Origin of the sequence: Mesorhizobium sp. B2-4-18 (assembly GCF_006441385.1) — a bacterium.
GTDB lineage: Bacteria > Pseudomonadota > Alphaproteobacteria > Rhizobiales > Rhizobiaceae > Mesorhizobium > Mesorhizobium australicum.
In genome coordinates this window covers 659,475-677,244 of sequence record NZ_VFUW01000002.1, presented here as the reverse complement: position 1 = coordinate 677,244, position 17,770 = coordinate 659,475, and the positions used below count along the sequence as shown (strand labels likewise).

Annotated in this window: 14 protein-coding genes; 11 read left to right on the top strand and 3 right to left on the bottom strand. The window is 62.8% G+C overall.

Going from position 1 to position 17,770, the window contains the following annotated elements; translation table 11 throughout:
- Positions 1–15 precede the first annotated feature (15 nt).
- The 4 genes from FJ527_RS06810 to FJ527_RS06795 all read left to right on the top strand — a co-directional run bounded on the left by FJ527_RS06810 (position 16) and on the right by FJ527_RS06795 (position 6,398).
- Entirely contained in the window at positions 16–1,674 is a 1,659-nt protein-coding gene (locus tag FJ527_RS06810) for an ABC transporter substrate-binding protein (protein ID WP_015317134.1), read from the top strand.
- 148 nt (positions 1,675–1,822) lie between these two features.
- Complete coding sequence (locus FJ527_RS06805) at positions 1,823–2,857, top strand: ABC transporter permease (RefSeq protein WP_140822327.1); 1,035 nt, start codon at positions 1,823–1,825, stop codon at positions 2,855–2,857.
- Between the two features lie 11 nt (positions 2,858–2,868).
- Positions 2,869–4,026, top strand: a complete 1,158-nt coding sequence (locus FJ527_RS06800; RefSeq protein WP_015317136.1) for an ABC transporter permease — start codon at positions 2,869–2,871, stop codon at positions 4,024–4,026.
- 50 nt (positions 4,027–4,076) lie between these two features.
- Positions 4,077–6,398 carry an ABC transporter ATP-binding protein gene (locus FJ527_RS06795; protein ID WP_140822325.1) on the top strand — a complete coding sequence of 774 codons (2,322 nt, stop codon included), beginning with the start codon at positions 4,077–4,079 and terminating at the stop codon, positions 6,396–6,398.
- Positions 6,399–6,411: 13 nt separating this feature from the next.
- Here the strand turns inward: FJ527_RS06795 and FJ527_RS06790 are convergent, their stop codons facing one another.
- Positions 6,412–7,002, bottom strand: coding sequence for a transglycosylase SLT domain-containing protein (locus FJ527_RS06790; protein ID WP_015317138.1), 591 nt, complete (start codon positions 7,000–7,002; stop codon positions 6,412–6,414).
- Positions 7,003–7,218: 216 nt separating this feature from the next.
- Between FJ527_RS06790 and FJ527_RS06785 the strand changes: the two genes are divergently transcribed.
- Entirely contained in the window at positions 7,219–8,757 is a 1,539-nt protein-coding gene (locus FJ527_RS06785; protein ID WP_140822323.1) for a trimethylamine methyltransferase family protein, read from the top strand.
- Positions 8,758–8,823: 66 nt separating this feature from the next.
- Entirely contained in the window at positions 8,824–11,265 is a 2,442-nt protein-coding gene (locus tag FJ527_RS06780; protein WP_140822321.1) for an FAD-dependent oxidoreductase, read from the top strand.
- A gap of 18 nt (positions 11,266–11,283) precedes the next feature.
- On the opposite strand, the gene FJ527_RS06775 is transcribed toward FJ527_RS06780, so the two are convergent.
- Entirely contained in the window at positions 11,284–11,679 is a 396-nt protein-coding gene (locus FJ527_RS06775; RefSeq protein ID WP_140822319.1) for a DoxX family protein, read from the bottom strand.
- A gap of 207 nt (positions 11,680–11,886) precedes the next feature.
- Here FJ527_RS06775 and FJ527_RS06770 point away from each other — a divergent pair, with 207 nt between their 5' ends.
- Entirely contained in the window at positions 11,887–12,375 is a 489-nt protein-coding gene (locus FJ527_RS06770) for a hypothetical protein (RefSeq protein ID WP_140822317.1), read from the top strand.
- Between the two features lie 42 nt (positions 12,376–12,417).
- On the opposite strand, the gene FJ527_RS06765 is transcribed toward FJ527_RS06770, so the two are convergent.
- Positions 12,418–13,194 (bottom strand): VOC family protein, encoded by a 777-nt coding sequence (locus tag FJ527_RS06765; protein ID WP_015317143.1) that lies wholly within the window; start codon positions 13,192–13,194, stop codon positions 12,418–12,420.
- 178 nt (positions 13,195–13,372) lie between these two features.
- On the opposite strand from FJ527_RS06765, the gene FJ527_RS06760 reads away from it, so the two are divergent.
- The 4 genes from FJ527_RS06760 to preA all read left to right on the top strand — a co-directional run bounded on the left by FJ527_RS06760 (position 13,373) and on the right by preA (position 17,749).
- The gene (locus FJ527_RS06760; protein WP_140822315.1) at positions 13,373–14,098 is read left to right on the top strand and encodes a gamma-glutamylcyclotransferase; all 726 of its coding nucleotides are present in this window, start codon (positions 13,373–13,375) and stop codon (positions 14,096–14,098) included.
- 121 nt (positions 14,099–14,219) lie between these two features.
- The gene (locus tag FJ527_RS06755; RefSeq protein ID WP_015317145.1) at positions 14,220–15,575 is read left to right on the top strand and encodes an NAD(P)-dependent oxidoreductase; all 1,356 of its coding nucleotides are present in this window, start codon (positions 14,220–14,222) and stop codon (positions 15,573–15,575) included.
- A 5-nt stretch (positions 15,576–15,580) separates the two neighbouring features.
- The gene (locus FJ527_RS06750; RefSeq protein WP_140822313.1) at positions 15,581–16,423 is read left to right on the top strand and encodes a methyltransferase domain-containing protein; all 843 of its coding nucleotides are present in this window, start codon (positions 15,581–15,583) and stop codon (positions 16,421–16,423) included.
- A 12-nt stretch (positions 16,424–16,435) separates the two neighbouring features.
- Positions 16,436–17,749 (top strand): NAD-dependent dihydropyrimidine dehydrogenase subunit PreA, encoded by a 1,314-nt coding sequence (gene preA, locus FJ527_RS06745; RefSeq protein WP_140822311.1) that lies wholly within the window; start codon positions 16,436–16,438, stop codon positions 17,747–17,749.
- Positions 17,750–17,770 lie beyond the last annotated feature (21 nt).

Below are 17,770 nucleotides of genomic sequence, written 5' to 3'. Positions count from 1 at the left end.
CAATGGGAGTTAGTCATGACAATCTATAAGAGCAACGGCGACAGCGTTCCGGATCACATCCTGGCGATGGCCGAAGAAGCCAAGTCGGGCAAAGTCGATCGCCGCGAATTCCTCGCGCTCGCCAGCGTCTTCGGTGCCTCGACCGCCATGGCCTACGGCCTGCTCGGCCTTGCCGCTCCGACCCCGGCCAAGGCCGAGGACGTCCAGGGCAAGAAGGGCGGCGTGCTGAAAGTGGCGATGTCGGTCAAGGATCCCAAGGATCCGCGTACCGCCGACTGGTCCGAGATTTCCAACGCCGAGCGCCAGGCGCTCGAGCCGCTGGTGAAATACACCAAGGAGTACACATTCGCTCCATATCTGCTGGCAAGCTGGGACATCAACGACGACGCCACCGAGTACACGCTGCATGTGCGGCCTGGCGTCGAATGGAACAATGGCGACAAGTTCACCGCCGATGACGTGATCTACAATTTCACCCGCTGGGCCGACAAATCAGCCGAAGGCAACTCGATGCCTGGACGTCTCGGCAGCCTCGTCGACGAAAAGACCAAGAAGTTGCGCGAAGGGTCGATCGTCAAGGTCGACGACATGACCGTCAAACTGAAGCTGTCGAAGCCCGACATCGCCATCATCCCGAACCTGTGCGACTATCCCGGCCTCGTCGTCCACAAGAGCTTCGACGAGAAGGGCGCCAACTTCAAGAACTGCCCGATCGGCACTGGTCCGTTCGAGCTCGTCTCCTATGATGTCGGCCAGAAGGTGGTCTACAAGCGCCGCACGACCGGCAAGTGGTGGCAGGGCGAAGCCTTCCTCGACGGCGTCGAGTTCATCGACTACGGCACCGATCCGGCCGCGACCGTTTCGGCCTTCGAATCGGGCGAAGTGCAGACCAACCACGAAACGACCGCCGACTACGTCAAGATCATCGCGGACGTCGGTGCGCCGCCTTCGGAAGTGGTGACCGCGGCTACCGTGGTGTCGCGCTTCAACGTCAACGCCAAGCCTTATGGCGACCAGAAGGTGCGTCAGGCGATGTGCCTGGCCGTCGACAATTCGGTGGTCCTGCAGCTCGGCTACGGCAATGCCGGCACGCCGGCCGAAAACCACCATGTCGCGCCGATCCATCCGGAATATGTCGAACTGCCGAAGATCAAGCGCGACGTCGCCAAGGCCAAGCAGATGCTGACGGAAGCCGGCGTGATCGATTTCGAACACGAGCTGATCAGCAACGACGAGGACTACCACAAGAACACCACGGACGCGATCGCGGCCCAGCTGCGCGAGGCCGGCATCAAGGTGAAGCGCACCGTGCTGCCGAGCTCGACCTTCTGGAACGACTGGACGAAGTATCCATTCTCGGAGACCAACTGGAACATGCGTCCGCTTGGCATCCAGGTCATCGCCATCGCCTACCGCTCGGGCGAAGCCTGGAACGAGACGGCCTATGCCAATCCGGACTTCGACAAGAAGGTCAACGAGGCGCTCGGCATCGCCGATGCGGAGAAGCGCAAGGTGGTGATGAAGGACATCGAGCAGATGCTGCAAGATTCCGGCATCATCATTCAGCCTTACTGGCGCAAGCTCTACATCAACATCAAGCCCGAGGTGAAGAACCACTCGATGCACCCCACCTACGAGCACGATTTCGGCAAGGTCTGGCTCGATCAGGCGTGACCGCTGCTTGATGGATATGAGGGGCGCCTGCCCCTCATATCCGCAGGATCGTCGCCGTTGCATTGGATGCAGCGGCGGCGGGACGCTACAGGGTTTTCGTCACAGGGTTGACCATATCTGACCCCAACCCGGCCGGCAGGGGGGAACAATGTTCTCATTCATCATCAGACGCATCGGCACGATACTGCTCACGATGCTGTGCCTGACGCTGGTCGTCTTCTTCCTCGTCAATCTCGAACCCAATCTAAAAAAGCTGGCGATCAGCCAGACCGAAATGCACACATCGGCGGAGCAACTCGAAAGCTGGCTGGTCAATCACGGCTATCGCCAGAATTTCTTCGTTCGCTATGGCCAGTGGCTCGGCGTCGTGCCCAAGCAGCCGATCACGGATCCGGTGACCGGAAAGACCACGCAGCGCTTCTCCTTCTGCAATGACCCGGCCGTGCCGACATTCTCCGGCGTGATCGAGGGTGATTTCGGCTGCTCGACCAAGTTCAAGACCACGGTCGCGGCCAAGCTGTTCCCTGCGCTGGGCGCTACCGGCATTCTGATGCTCTGCGTGCTGGGCGTAATGGTGCCGGTGTCGCTGCTGGTTGGCATCCTTGCCGGCATGCGGGAGGGGTCGCGCACCGATCGCGTGCTGTCGATCGCCTCGATCGCCTCGACGGCGACGCCTGAATATGTGTCGGGTGTCATCTTCACCGTCATCTTCGCTTCGTGGCTTGGCTGGCTGAACGGGTCGGCCGCGTCCGCGAGCCAGGGCATCACCTTTTACAATTTCACCCTGCCGGTGATCACGCTGGCGATCTACGGCATCGGCTATATCGCACGCATGACACGCGCCTCGATGGTCGAGGTGATGACGCAGCAATATATCCGCACGGCACGCCTGAAGGGGCTTTCCTTCAAGAGCGTCGTGGTCAAGCACGCGCTGCGCAACGCCTTGATCGCACCGTTCACCGTCATCATGCTGCAGTTCCCCTGGCTGCTCACCGGCGTCGTCATCGTCGAGGTGATGTTCCGCTACCAGGGCTTCGGCTACACGCTGGTCGAGGCCGCCGGCAACAACGACATCGATCTTCTGCTCGGCTGTTCGCTGGTCTCCGTGTTCATCGTGCTGATCACCCAGCTCATTTCCGACGTCGGCTATGCATTCCTCAATCCGCGCATCCGCGTTCAGTAGGGAGAAGGCGCATGCAAGCTCAATATATCGGCGCCTCCACCATCATCCTCGAAGTGCTCTGGCGCTTCTGGCCGGTCTGGGCCGCGCTCGCCATCGTCATGGGTGCGAGCTTTCTCTACAAGAAGAAGCTGGCGCTCTACGGCCAGTTGTTCGACAGCGGCGTCGGCATAGCGGGCGTGTTCATCTGCCTGTTCTGGCTGTTCACGGCGATTTTCGCCTCGACCATCTCGCCTTTCGATCCGCTCGGCCAGATCCCGATCATGAAGGACACGCTGCCGGGCGCCATCGAACCGCAATCGGGGCTCGTCTACCTCTTCGGCGGCGACAAGCTCGCCCGCGACGTGTTCTCGCGCATGGTCTATGGCAGCCAGATCGTGTTGATCATCGCACCCGCCGCGACCGGTTTCGCGCTGATGGTCGGCATCACGCTTGGCCTGCCGGCCGGCTACTACGGCGGCAAGATCGATTCCATCCTGTCGTTCCTGGCCAACCTCGTGCTGGCCTTCCCGGTGATCCTCTTGTTCTACCTGCTGGTGACGCCGGGCATCATGGACACGCCGATCCCCTATGCGCTGGCCGGCGTCTTCTTTCTGTTTCCGATCATTTTCTTCAGCGTGCTGTTCTGGACACGCTACAAGAACCGGCCCGACCGGATTTATATCCTGCTCGGCCTGACACTGATCATCGGCGGCTGGATCTACCTCGGCCTTGTCTTCGACAGGGATCCGCTGCACATCGTCCACATCGATCCCAACCAGCTCAATATCTTCGTCGCGGTGGTGTTCGCCTCCAGCCCTGGCGTGTTCCGCATCGTGCGCGGTCTGGTGATGGACATCAAGACGCGCGACTATGTGGCGGCGGCGCAGACGCGCGGTGAATCGCCTTGGTACATCATGCTGTGGGAGATCCTGCCCAATGCGCGCGGGCCGCTGATTGTCGATGCCTGCCTGCGCATCGGCTACACCACCATACTGCTCGGCACGCTGGGTTACTTCGGCCTGGGCCTTGCGCCCGAGAGCCCGGACTGGGGTACGGCGATCAAGGATGCCAGCCGATTGCTGCGGTCCTTTATTCACCCGGCGCTGCCGCCGACGATCGCGTTGATGTCGTTCGTGCTGGGTCTCAACCTGCTCGCCGACTCACTGCGTGAGCAATCGATGAAGGATTGACGGCGGGGTCTCAGATCCCACTTGGCCAAGAATAAGGATTGGAGCGACCCATGAACGAGGCAGTTCGAAATCCGGCACAGCCGATCATCGAGATCGAGAACCTTTCGATCTCCTTCTTCACCCGCAAGGGCGAGATACCGGCCGTCATGGACTTTTCCTGCACGGTCATGCCGGGTGAGGCGATGGGCATCGTCGGCGAATCCGGTTGCGGCAAGTCGACCGTGTCGCTCGGCATCATGCGCGACCTCTCCAACATCGGAAAGATCGTTGGCGGCAAGATCAAGTTCCAGGGCAAGGACATGGGCGAGCTCTCCGACGAGGAGCTGCGCGCCATCCGCGGCAACAAGATCGCCATGATCTACCAGGAGCCGATGGCCAGCCTCAATCCGGCGATGAAGATCGGCCAGCAGCTGATGGAAGTGCCGTTGATCCACGACAAGGTGTCGACGAAAGAGGCCTACTCCAGGGCGCTCGAAATGGTGCGCTCGGTCAAGCTTCCCGATCCCGAGCGCATGATGCGCTCCTATCCGCACCAGCTTTCCGGCGGCCAGCAGCAGCGCATCGTTATCGCCATGGCGCTGCTGTCGAAGCCGGCGCTGCTTCTGCTCGACGAGCCGACGACGGCGCTCGACGTAACCGTGGAAGCGGGCATTGTCGATCTGGTCAAGGGGTTGGGCGAGAAGTTCGGCACCTCGATGATCTTCGTGTCGCACAATCTCGGCCTCATCCTGGAAACCTGCGACCGCATCACGGTGATGTATTCGGGCGAGGCAGTCGAGACCGGCAAGATCAAGGACGTCTTCGACCGGATGCGCCACCCCTATACGCAGGGGCTGTTCCGTTCGATCCCGCTGCCTGGCGCCGACAAGAACTCGCGGCCGCTGATCTCGATCCCGGGGCAATTGCCACTGCCGCACGAACGGCCTAAAGGCTGCAATTTCGGCCCGCGCTGCCACCATTTCGTCGAGGGCGTCTGCAACGCCGCCGAAATCCCGATGATCGAAGTCGCCGGACACGAGGGCCATTTCTCGCGCTGCGTGCGCTTCAACGAGATCGATTGGGAGGCATTGCCGCCCGGCGCCAAGAAGGTGAATGAGCGCGTCGTGCCCGGTGCGCCAGTACTCAAGATCGAGGACCTGCGGAAATACTACAAGGTCGGCGGCAGCGAGGTGTTCGGCTCGAGCGAAGGCCGCGTCGTCAAGGCCAACGAGACGATCTCGTTCATGGCACGCGAATCCGAGACCGTGGCCATCGTCGGCGAATCCGGCTGCGGAAAGTCGACGCTTGCCAAGGTATTGCTCGGGCTGGAAACCGCCAGCTCCGGCAGCGTCACGCTCGGCAACAAGGAAATCCAGTCGACCGGCATCGAGAAGCGCAGCGTCGACACCGTGTCGTCGATCCAGATGGTGTTCCAGAACCCGTTCGACACGCTGAACCCCAGCCATTCGGTCGGGTCGCAGATCATCCGGACGCTGGAAAAATTCAACGTCGGCAAGACCGTTGCCGACCGGCGCAAGCGCATGCTGGAACTGCTCGACCTGGTGAAACTGCCGCGGGCGTTCGAAACCCGCAAGCCGCGCCAGCTTTCCGGCGGCCAGAAGCAGCGTATCGGCGTGGCGCGAGCCTTCGCCGGCGACGCCAAGGTGGTGGTGGCCGACGAGCCGGTTTCGGCGCTCGATGTCTCGGTGCAGGCGGCGGTGACGGAACTGCTGATGGACATCCAGCGCAAGAACAAGACGACGATGCTGTTCATCAGCCACGATCTCTCGGTCGTGCGCTACATCGCTGACCGCGTCGTCGTCATGTATCTCGGCTATATCGTCGAGCAAGGCACGACAGACCAGATCTTCGCGCCGCCCTACCATCCCTATACCGAGGCGCTGCTCTCGGCGATCCCGATTGCCGACACCAGCGTGGTCAAGAAGCACATCGTGCTGGAAGGTGACATCCCCTCGGCGATGAACCCGCCGTCCGGCTGTCCGTTCCAGACACGCTGCGGCTACAAGAAGCTGGTGCCTGACAATCTGTGCGAGACCAAGGTGCCGCCGGTCAAGAACCTCGGCGATGGCCATATGAGCCTGTGCTGGCTCTCCGACGACGTGCTCAAGACCATGGAGCCGGTGATCAAGTTCGACAAGGAACATGCCGCCCATGAAGGCGTGCCTGACGACGCGCCGCATGGCGAAGGTCCGGGCTTTGCCGGCGAACCGCCGAAGCGGCCACATGGCAAGCTAGCGGGTGCTGAGGCCGACGCGATCGGGGAGGCCGCCGAGGAGGCGGACGCCGTTTCGCGGGCCCGTCGCCACGAAGTCCGCGACGAGGTGTCGGAAACCGGTGATTCAAAACCGAAGGACACGACAAAGCCGCACTAGCGCGGACAGGACATCAGCTCCCGCATTGCTGCAGCTGAACAGCATAGTCGCGGGCCATCTTGTCGGTGGCCCGTGCGTAGCCCTGGACGCCGGCATCGCCACGATTGCCGCGGCCATAGGCGGTCCAGCCCAGGTAATAGGCGAGGTAGAGGTTGTAGGTGTCGTTGCGCGCGACGCCGTATGTGTCGGCTGTCTTGGAATGATACCAGCCGACGAAGTCGACGGCGTCGGCGAATCTCGTGCGCCGCGCCGCCCAGTTGCCGGTTTCGCGCTGATATTGCGACCAGGTGCCGTCCAGCGCCTGCGAGAAGCCGGTGGCCGAGGAGACATGTTTCCACGGAATGAAGCCGAGCAGTTTGGTGCGCGGCGGCCGGGCGTTGCTCTTGAAGCCGGATTCCTTGCGCACCGTCGCCATCAGCACCGGCACCGGCACGCCATATTTCTGTGAGGCGCGCTCGGCACCCGACTGCCAATTGTCGAACCAGCCATCGTTCTGATCGAAGACGGCGCAGACATTGTTGATGTGACTGGGTGCCGTGGCGCAGGCCGAAAGTGCCAGCAGCACGCCAACCGCTACAATTTTACTAAAACTCGACCTACGCATTGGATGAGCAATAGGCCGAAATCATAAAGGGAATCTTGCTGCCGCTGTTAACGCCTCGTCGGCACGGTCAGGTGAGAAAATGCCATAGCTGTATTCCGACGCCAATTGTCGCCTTTTATAAAGTCGTGCTGAGCATATGCCGCCTTGGCTAAAATCACGCCCGTAAACGGCGCATTTCTGACAGCTTGCGCGGTTTACCGAAGCTTTGATGCCGGCATGACCGAACCAAGACGCAAGCGCGGCGCCGAGCGTACCAGCAACCGGGGGCCAGCGCCCATCGCACAGCTGCGGCCCAGGCGGGTGATCAATCCCTATCCGCCGATGGCCTTGCTGTCACCAGACCAGATCGAGGCGATCCATCAGGCGTCGATGCACATATTGGAGAATTTCGGCATCGAGGTGATGAGCCCGCGTGCGCTGTCGCTGTTCGAGAAGGCCGGCGCCAAGGTCGATCACGCTTCGGCCAATGTGCGCGTCGATCGCGGCATGATCGACGAGGCGCTGAAGACGACGCGGTCCGGCTATACGCTGACCCCACGCAATCCGGCCAACACAATCCATCTCGGCGGCAACACCATCAATTTCACGCTGGTTGCCGGTCCTCCCAATGTGCATGACATGGAGCGGGGCCGCCGTGCCGGCAATCTGCGCGACTATGCGGATCTGACCAGGCTGGCGCAGCATTTCAACTGCGTCCACATGCTTGGCAACCAGGTCTGCGCGCCGGTCGAACTGCCGGCCAACTCACGCCATCTCGATACGTACTTCACCAATCTGACGCTGACCGACAAGAGTTTTCATGTCTCGGCGATCGGCCGGGGCAGGGCGCTGGACGGCATCGAGATGATGGCGATCGCGCGTGGGATGACGCTGGCCCAGATGGCTGATGATCCCGGCATTGCCACCATCATCTCGGTCAACTCGCCGCGTCGCTTCGACGAGATGATGGCCGAGGGGCTGATGACCATGGCCGAGTACGGCCAGTCGGTGGCGGTGACACCGTTCACGTTGATGGGAGCGATGAGCCCGGTGACGCTGGCCGGGGCGCTGGCGCAGCAGAATGCCGAGGCGCTGTTCGGCGTCGTGCTGACGCAGCTGGTGCGGCCAGGCGCGCCCGTGATGTACGGCGCCTTCACCTCCAATGTCGACATGAAGTCGGGCGCGCCGGCCTTCGGCACGCCTGAAAACACCAAGGCCAACATCGCTTCGGGTCAATTGGCGCGCCGCTATGGCCTGCCATACCGGACGACGCCCGGTTCGGCTTCCAACGCCGCCGACGCGCAAGGCGCCTATGAGACGCTGATGGCGTTGTGGGGCGCGGTGCTTGGCCATGGCAATCTCGTCTACCACGCCGCCGGCTGGCAGGAGGGCGGGCTGACGGCTTCGTTCGAGAAATTCATCATCGACGTCGAGATGATCCAGCACATGATGGAGTTTTTGCGCCCGATCGTGGTCGATGAGGCCGAACTTGCCGTCGAGGCGCTGGGCGCGGTGCCGACCGGCGGCCATTTCTTCGGCGAGCCGCACACGCTGGAGCGCTACGCCACCGCCTTCTACCAGCCGATGCTCTCCAACTGGCAGAATTACGAAGCCTGGCAGGAGGCCGGCGGCCTCGACGCAACCGCGCGCGCGACGCGGCTGTGGAAGAAGGCGCTGGAGGATTATGTCGAGCCGGTGATGGACATCGCCGTACGCGAAGCGCTCGAGGCCTATGTGGCCAAGCGCAAGGAAGCGATCGGACAGGGCGAGCCGTAATGCGCCACGAACGTCCCGTTTTGAATCATCCCACCCATCCAACTAACTGATATCAGAGAAGAAACCATGAAATCGCATGCAAAGGTCGTGGTCATCGGCGGTGGCGTCGTCGGATGTTCGGTGCTGTTCCATCTCGCCCGTCATGGCTGGACCGACGTCGTGCTGCTGGAGCGCGACGAGCTGACCTCGGGCTCGACCTGGCACGCGGCCGGCGGCATGCACACGATCAATGGCGATCCCAACGTCGCCAAGCTGCAGAAATACACCATCAACCTCTACAAGGAGATCGAGGAGCTGTCGGGCCAGGCAACCGGCGTCCACCTGACCGGCGGCGTGCTTCTGGCGGCCACCGAGGCGCGGCTCGACTGGCTGCGCGGGGTGGTCGCCAAGGGCCGTTATCTCGGCATCGAGCTGGAGGAAATCTCCCCGAAAGAGGCGGCCGAACTGATGCCGCTGCTCGATCCCAAGCAGTTCGTCGGCGCCGTCCGCAACAAGGAGGACGGCCACCTCGATCCCTCCGGTGTCACCCACGCCTATGCCAAGGCGGCACGAAAACTCGGCGCCGAGGTGGAGCGCTTCACCAAGGTCGAGGATATCGTGCGCCGTCCCGACGGGCTGTGGCGCGTCATCACCAACAAGGGCGAGGTGGTGGCCGAGCATGTCGTCAATGCCGGCGGCCTGTGGGCGCGCGAGGTCGGCCGCATGGTCGGGCTCGAACTGCCGGTGCTGGCGATGGAGCACATGTACCTGATCACCGAGGACATGCCGGAGGTTGCCGCCTGGAACCAGAAAACCGGCACCGAAATCATCCATGCGGTCGATTTCGACGGCGAGCTCTATCTGCGCCAGGAGCGCGGCGGCATGCTGATGGGCACTTATGAGAAGGCCAACAAACCGTGGTCAGAATACCAGACGCCGTGGAATTTCGGCCATGAATTGCTGGCGCCGGATATCGACCGCATCGCGCCGTCGCTCGAGGTCGGCTTCCGGCATTTCCCGGCTTTCCAGAACACCGGCATCAAGCAGATCATCAACGGGCCCTTCACTTTCGCGCCCGACGGCAACCCGCTGGTCGGGCCGGTGCGCGGCCTGCCGGGCTTCTGGGTCGCCTGCGGTGTCATGGCCGGCTTCAGCCAGGGCGGTGGCGTTGGTCTGGCGCTATCCAACTGGATGATCGAGGGCGATCCCGGCGCCGATATCTGGGCGATGGATGTTGCGCGCTACGGCGACTGGGCGACGATGGCCTACACCAACGCCAAGGTGCGCGAAAACTATTCCCGGCGTTTTTCGATCCGCTTCCCCAACGAGGAACTGCCGGCCGGGCGGCCGCTAAAGACGACGCCCGTCTACGACCTGTTGTCGGCCAAGGGTGCGCAGTGGGGCGTCGCCTACGGGCTGGAAGTGCCGCTCTGGTACGCGCCGGAAGGCGTCAAGGACGAATTCTCATGGCGGCGCTCGAGCGACTTCAGCCATGTCGCCGCCGAAGTCGCGACGGTTCGCGCTGGCGTCGGCTTGTCGGAGATATCGAGCTTCGCCAAATACAAGGTGACGGGCGAGGGGGCCGCGGCCTGGCTCGACCGGATGCTCGCCTGCAAGCTGCCGAAGCCCGGCCGGATGACGCTCGCCCCGATGCTGAAAGACGACGGCAGGCTGATCGGCGATTTCACGCTGGCCAATCTCAGCCCCCAAGGTCGGGAAGAAGCGGGCTGGTTCCTGGCCGGCTCCGGCATTGCCGAGCAATATCACATGCGCTGGTTCGAGCAGCATCTGCCCGACGATGGCTCGGTCCATATCGAAGCGCTGGGACAAAAGCTTACCGGCCTGTCGATTGCCGGCCCCAAGGCCAGGGACGTGCTGGCGAAAGCCACGCGCTCCGACATCTCGAACGCGGCATTTCCCTTTATGGCCGTCGGCAAGATGGATGTCGGCATGGCGCCATGCCTGGTCGGCCGCGTCAGCTACACCGGCGATCTCGGCTACGAGATCTGGGTGGTGCCGGAATATCAGCGTGCCGCCTATCAGGCGCTGATGGCGGCGGGGGCGGAATTCGGCATCGGCCTGTTCGGCTCGCGCGCGCTCAACGCGCTGCGGCTGGAGAAGAACTACGGCTCATGGGGGCGCGAATACCGGCCGATCTACGGGCCGCTGGAAGCCGGCATCGATCGTTTCGTCGCCTACGGCAAGGACGCGGATTTCATCGGCAAGGCGGCGGCTCTGGCCGAGCGCAAACAGGGCGGCAAGTTGCGGCTGCGCGCCTTCATCGTCGATGCCGACGATGCCGATGTCATCGGCGACGAACCGATCTGGTTCGGTGGCGCGGTGCGCGGCTGGGTGACGTCGGGCGGCTATGCCCATCATTCGAAGAAGTCGGTCGCTGTCGGCTATGTGCCGAAGGAGATCGCAGAGAAGAGCGACGGCTTCGAAATCGAGTTGCTCGGCAAACGGCATGCGGCGCGAATCCAGGCGGCGCCGCTGTTCGATGCGAATTTCGAACGGATGCGGGGGTGAACCACCCCCGCATGGGGTTCACGCGCTACGGCGGTTGTCCAGCGCGAAGGCGCCGGCGCCGGCAAAGACCAGATAGAGGAAGATGAAGCAGAACGAGATCGCCGAATCGCCGCTGTTGTTGACGGGGAAGAAGTCGCGCGGCATGTGAGCCATGAAATAGGCGATCGCCATTTCGCCGGCCAGAAGGAATGCGACCGGGCGGGTGAAAAGGCCCAGCGCCAGCAGAATGCCACCGACGAATTCGAGGATGCCGGCTGCTAGCGGCAGTCCGCTCAACGCGGTGGCTGCGTGGTCGCTGGCGGGGAAATTGAACAGTTTCTGCGTGCCGTGCTCGATGAACTGCAGCGCGGTCATGATGCGCAGAACGCCAAGCGCCTGCGGCTGGTATCTGGCAAGGCCATCGAAAAGCTTCATCCAAAACTCCGTTTGGCTTCTCGGACCGGCCATAGGTTATTGCCCGGCAGTGGACCATTCACATCTCATGGCCAGCCATCAACAATTGGTGATTGGAAATGTTCCCCGCCTTTCATATTGTTCTCGTAAAGGTTGCATTTTTGTGTGTTTGGTTGTATTGGTTGTAGGCGTCGATTTGGATGCTCTTCACATGTGGGTCCCCTTGTCATGAAAAAAGTCGCCATCAGCCTGTTCGCAATCCTTGTGAGTACCAGTTTAGCCATGGCCGAGGACGCCGGCTGCGAGGCCTTCAGATGGCCGGTGACGCGCGAACAGGCGCTGTTTGCAACGGCACCCTCAACGCCGTCCGGAGCGACACTGGCAGTAGGGGCGGCCGCGGATCTGGCGCTGGTGCCGGCCGAGAAGGCCGGCTTTGCGGTGCCGCCCGAACGCGCACCTGCGGAAGGCACATTCGGCGCTGTCGCCAGTGTGGCGGTGCCGCCGGAGGGGACCATTCAGATCAGCCTGTCGGGCGAGGCCTGGGTCGATGTTATCCAGGACGGCAAAGCCGTGAAATCGTCCGGCTATAGCGGCGCCAAGACGTGTCCCGGCATCCGCAAAAGCGTGCGCTTCAAACTCGCGGCCGGCCAGGCCACCGTCCAGTTCAGCGGTGCTAAGAAAGAGACCCTCAAGGTCGCGGTGCTGGCACCGGAATAAGCCGACGCCAGCAAGCGTGATGTCAGCGGTTGACGCGGGCGCTTATCGCACCGGCGCCATCAAAGCGAAGTGCGCGCCTTGCGGATCCTGGCATTGCACGACCCAGCTGCCTCCGGGGACCTCCATCGGTCCCATCAGGATCTTGCCGCCATTGTCGGTGACGCGTTTTGCGGCCGCGTCGATCCCGGTGACGTTAAAATAGAACTGCCAGACCGGCACCGGAATCTGCTCGGGCTTGTTCATGATGCCACCGCCGGATTCGGGGCCGGCGGTAAAGGTCTGGTAAGTGCCCATCGGCCCCATGTCGAATTCGCCGGCATTGGCCCAGCCGAACTGGCTGGAATAGAAGTCAAATGCGGCCTTCCAGTCGCTCGTATAGAGCTCATGCCAGCCGATATGGCCCGGCGTGCTGGCCGGCACGACGGGCTGGTCGGGGCCGTTCGGCTGCAGGAGCATGAAGGTCGCGCCTTGCGGATCGGCCACGACGGCAAAGCGGCCGACGCCTGGAATGTCGTCGGGCTGGCGGTGAACGGCGCCCCCCGCCTTTTCCAGCGACGCTGTTGCCGCGTCGACATCCCTGGCGTGGATGTAGCCCAGCCAGGCGGGCGGCATGCCCATCTTGGCGGCATCCTGAGGCATCGTCATCAGGCCGCCGACGCCACGCTCGCCGGCATTCATGACGACATAGCGCGGCATGCCTGGAGCCTTATCGAAGGGCTCGGCCTTCCAGCCCACCACGGCGGGGTAGAAAGCCTCGGCGGCGTCGAGGTCTGATGTCATCAGTTCGTACCAGAAGAAGGGCATCGGGGATTGTGGCATGGTCGGTCTCCTCACCTTTGTGCGCCGATCGTCGTTCGATCCATCCTAGGACGATCTTGACGACGGAAATCCGACATCTGGGCTGGAAATCGGGAACGGCAAGGCGCACCCTCTTGGCAATCTTGCGTGTCTTGCGATTTTCGCCTTTGCTTGGCCTCGAGGAGGAGGTCGTCGTTCCATGCGGCAGATGTCACTTACAGCCGAGCTTGTCGCACTGTGCCATCGCGACGAGGCCGATCCCGGGCCCAGCGGCGGCTGGACGCAACTGAGCGACGAGGATTTCCGGGTCCTTTCCGCGCGGCTCGCCGATGAAGCAGATGCGGGGCCGCTATGGGTGTTCGCCTATGGCTCGCTAATCTGGAAGCCGGCTTTCGAGTCCGTCGAACGCCAGCGTGCCACCGCCCATGGCTGGCACCGCTCGTTCTGCATCGACATGGTTCGCTGGCGCGGCAGCGTCGCGCAGCCTGGACTGATGATGGCGCTCGAACGCGGCGGGCGGTGCGATGGTGTGATCTACCGTTTGCCGGAAGGGGAGAAGGCTGCTCAGATCGAAAGGCTGTTGCGGCGCGAGATCGACGATCATGAGAGCGTCGCTTCGGTCAGGTGGGTCCCGGTGCGTACGGCGCAAGGGCATCTGCGGGCGCTGGGTTTCTGGGTCGGGGTGACGGGCAGGGGCACTTCGCTCGGGCAGCCGCTGGAGACAGTGGCACGGGTGCTGGCGCGCGCCTGCGGCCATGTCGGCTCCGGGGCGGAATATCTTTACAACACGGTCAGCCACCTCGAGGAATTCGGCATTCGCGACCGCAATCTTTGGACGTTGCAGCAATTGGTCGCCGACGAGATCAGGTCTATCCACGGCAACGGCAGGGGTGGCGGCCTTATCCCAGCGTCACCGTCATCATAACATGAATGCACTTATCATATTTTCTTCCAGTCTTTTCAACGGTTTGTGCCAAAAATTGACCAATTGATAAAAAAATAAAACGTGCTAGCCTTCCCCAAAACGAAAACATGGGGAACTGAGAATGCCAGAAGGCCAGTTCAAAGAGGGTATTGTCGGCGGCCGGCTTCTGCCCGACCAATACGCGGATAATTTTTCCGACCTGCATCCCCCGCTCGATCATCACGAGGCGCTGGTCGAATCCGACCGCTGCTATTTCTGCTACGACGCGCCGTGCATGAACGCATGCCCGACCTCGATCGACATTCCGCTGTTCATCCGCCAGATCTCGACCGGTAACCCGATCGGCTCGGCCAAGACCATCTTCGACCAGAACATTTTGGGCGGCATGTGCGCCCGCGTCTGCCCCACCGAGACGCTGTGCGAGGAGGTTTGCGTGCGCGAGGTTGCGGAAGGCAAGCCGGTCCAGATCGGTCGTCTGCAGCGCTACGCCACCGATGTCGCGATGAGCGAGAGCAGGCAATTTTATCCGCGCGCCGAGCCGACAGGAAAAACCGTAGCCGTCGTCGGCGCCGGCCCGGCCGGTCTTGCCGCGGCGCACCGGCTCGCCCGCCATGGCCATGACGTGACCATCCTGGAGGCGCGCCCGAAGGCGGGCGGCCTCAACGAATATGGCATCGCCGCATATAAGAGCGTCGACAACTTTGCCCAGGCCGAGGTCGACTATGTCACCGCGATCGGCGGCATCGACATCCAGAATGGCAAGGCGCTCGGCCGCGATTACCAGCTCTCCGACCTGATCCGCAATTACGACGCCGTTTTCCTTGGCATGGGGCTTGGCGGTGTCAACGCGCTGCGCGCCGATGGCGAGGATGCCGCCGGCGTCACCAACGCGGTCGAATTCATTGCCGAACTGCGCCAGGCCAGCGACCTCTCCGGATTGCCGGTCGGCCGCCGCGTCGTCGTCATCGGCGGCGGCATGACGGCGATCGACGCCGCCGTGCAGTCGAAGCTGCTTGGCGCCGAGGAGGTGACGATCTGCTACCGGCGCGGCCAGGAGCATATGAACGCCTCCGAATTCGAACAGGACCTGGCCGCCGCCAATGGCGTCACCATCCGTCACTGGCTGCAGCCGAAGCGGGTGATTGCCGAAGGCGGCAAGGTCAGTGCCATCGAACTCGAATACACGGCACTCGACGGCGACCGGCTTGCCGGCACCGGCGAGACGCTGACGCTGGTTGCCGACCAGGTGTTCAAGGCCATCGGCCAGAGTTTCGTGCCGGCTGCACTCAACGGCAGCGGGGCGTCGATCGATCTCGAAGCCGGCCGTATCAAGGTCGACGCGGAAGGGCGCACATCGCTGGCCAAGGTCTGGGCCGGCGGCGACTGCATTTTTGGTGGCGACGACCTGACCGTTTCGGCTGTGGCGCAAGGCCGCGACGCGGCGGAAAGCATCCACAGGAGCCTGACCCAGGGATAAGGACCATGGCCACGGTGGAACCGGGCATTGCCCGTCACTACGAGATTTCAGGCCTGGAAGAGCAGGTTCTTGCCGCGCTTGCCGACACCGGCGTGGAAATTGACCATCTGAGCGCTGACGATCTCGCAGCGGTCGACGAATTCCACATTGGCGGCGTGGCCGCCACCAGGGAACTCATCGACCAGATGGGGCTGAAGCCTGGAGCCCGGCTTCTCGACATCGGTTCAGGCATCGGCGGCCCGGCCCGTTTTGCCGCGAACAATGCCGGCGCCGATGTCACCGGCATCGACCTGACCCAAAGCTATGTCGATATCGCGACCAGCCTGTCGAAACGGGTGGGAATGGCCGGCAAGACGCGCTTCGTGCAAGGCAGCGCGCTGGACATGCCGTTCGGCAAGGCCAGCTTCGATGCGGCAATGATCCTGCATGTCGGCATGAACCTGTCCGACAAGGCCAAGCTGATGAGCGAGGCCGCCCGCGTGCTGAAGCCCGGCGGCGTCTTTGCCGTCTATGACGTGATGCGGCTCAAGGATGGAGCACTGGCCTATCCGCTGCCATGGGCCTCCGACGCGACCATATCGTTCGTCGCCACGCCTGCTGATTATCGAGCCGCCGCCACCGCCTGCGGCTTTTCAGTAATCGCCGAGCGCCCGCGCGGCGCTTTCGCCATCGAATTCTTCGCCACCATGCGTGCCCGCATGGCTGCCGCGCAGGCCGAGGGCAAAAAGCCGCCGCCCGGCGTCGCCTTGATCATGGGCGAGGATGCCCGCACCAAGATCGCTAATCTCACCGCCGCGCTTGAAGGCGGCAGTCTTGCACCCGTGGAAATGCTCCTTCGTCTCCGTTGAAAGGGACCTGTCATGGCTGACATCAGAAATAATTTCGTCGGCATCAAATCGCCCAATCCGTTCTGGCTGGCCTCGGCACCGCCGACCGACAAGGCCTACAACGTCATCCGCGCTTTCAAGGCGGGTTGGGGCGGTGTGGTCTGGAAGACGTTGGGTGAAGAGGGGCCGCCGGTGGTCAACGTCAACGGCCCGCGCTACGGCGCGATCTGGGGCGCCGACCGGCGCCTGCTCGGCCTCAACAACATCGAACTGATCACCGACCGCGATTTGCAGACCAATCTGCGCGAGATGAAGCAGGTCAAGATGGATTGGCCCGACCGTGCGCTGATCGCCTCCATCATGGTGCCCTGCGTCGAGGAGAGCTGGAAATCGATCCTGCCGCTGGTCGAGGAGACCGGCGCCGACGGCATCGAGCTCAATTTCGGTTGTCCGCACGGCATGTCGGAACGCGGCATGGGCGCGGCCGTCGGCCAGGTGCCGGAATATATCGAAATGGTGGTGCGCTGGTGCAAGCAATATACGCGCATGCCCGTCATCACCAAGCTGACGCCCAACATCGCCGATATCCGCAAGCCGGCGCGGGCAGCGCATGCCGGCGGCACCGACGCGGTGTCGCTGATCAACACCATCAATTCGATCACCGGCGTCGACCTCGACAGTTTCGCGCCGATGCCGACCATCGATGGCAAGGGTTCGCATGGCGGCTATTGCGGCCCGGCGGTGAAGCCGATCGCCATGAACATGGTGGCCGAGATCGCCCGCGATCCCGAAACCCGCGGCCTGCCGATCTCCGGCATTGGCGGCATCACCACGTGGCGGGACGCCGCCGAATTCATGGCGCTAGGCGCCGGCAATGTGCAGGTCTGCACGGCGGCGATGACCTACGGCTTCAAGATCGTGCAGGAGATGATCGCCGGCCTCGAAAACTGGATGGACGAGAAGGGCCACCGCTCGCTCGACGACATTATCGGCCGCGCCACGCCCAACGTCACCGACTGGCAGTATCTCAACCTCAACTATGTCGCCAAGGCGCGTATCGACCAGGATGCCTGCATCAAATGCGGCCGCTGCCACATCGCCTGCGAGGACACCTCGCACCAGGCGATCACCAGCATGGTCAACGGCGTCAGGCATTTCGAGGTGATCGAGGCCGAATGCGTCGGCTGCAATCTGTGCGTCAATGTCTGCCCTGTCGACAATTGCATCACCATGGAACCGCTGGCCGCCGGCGCGTTGGATCAGCGCACCGGCAGACCGGTGTCGCCGGTCTATGCCAACTGGACCACGCACCCGAACAACCCGATGGCCAAGGTGGCGGCGGAGTAGGGGCGACCTTTCAAAAGCGGC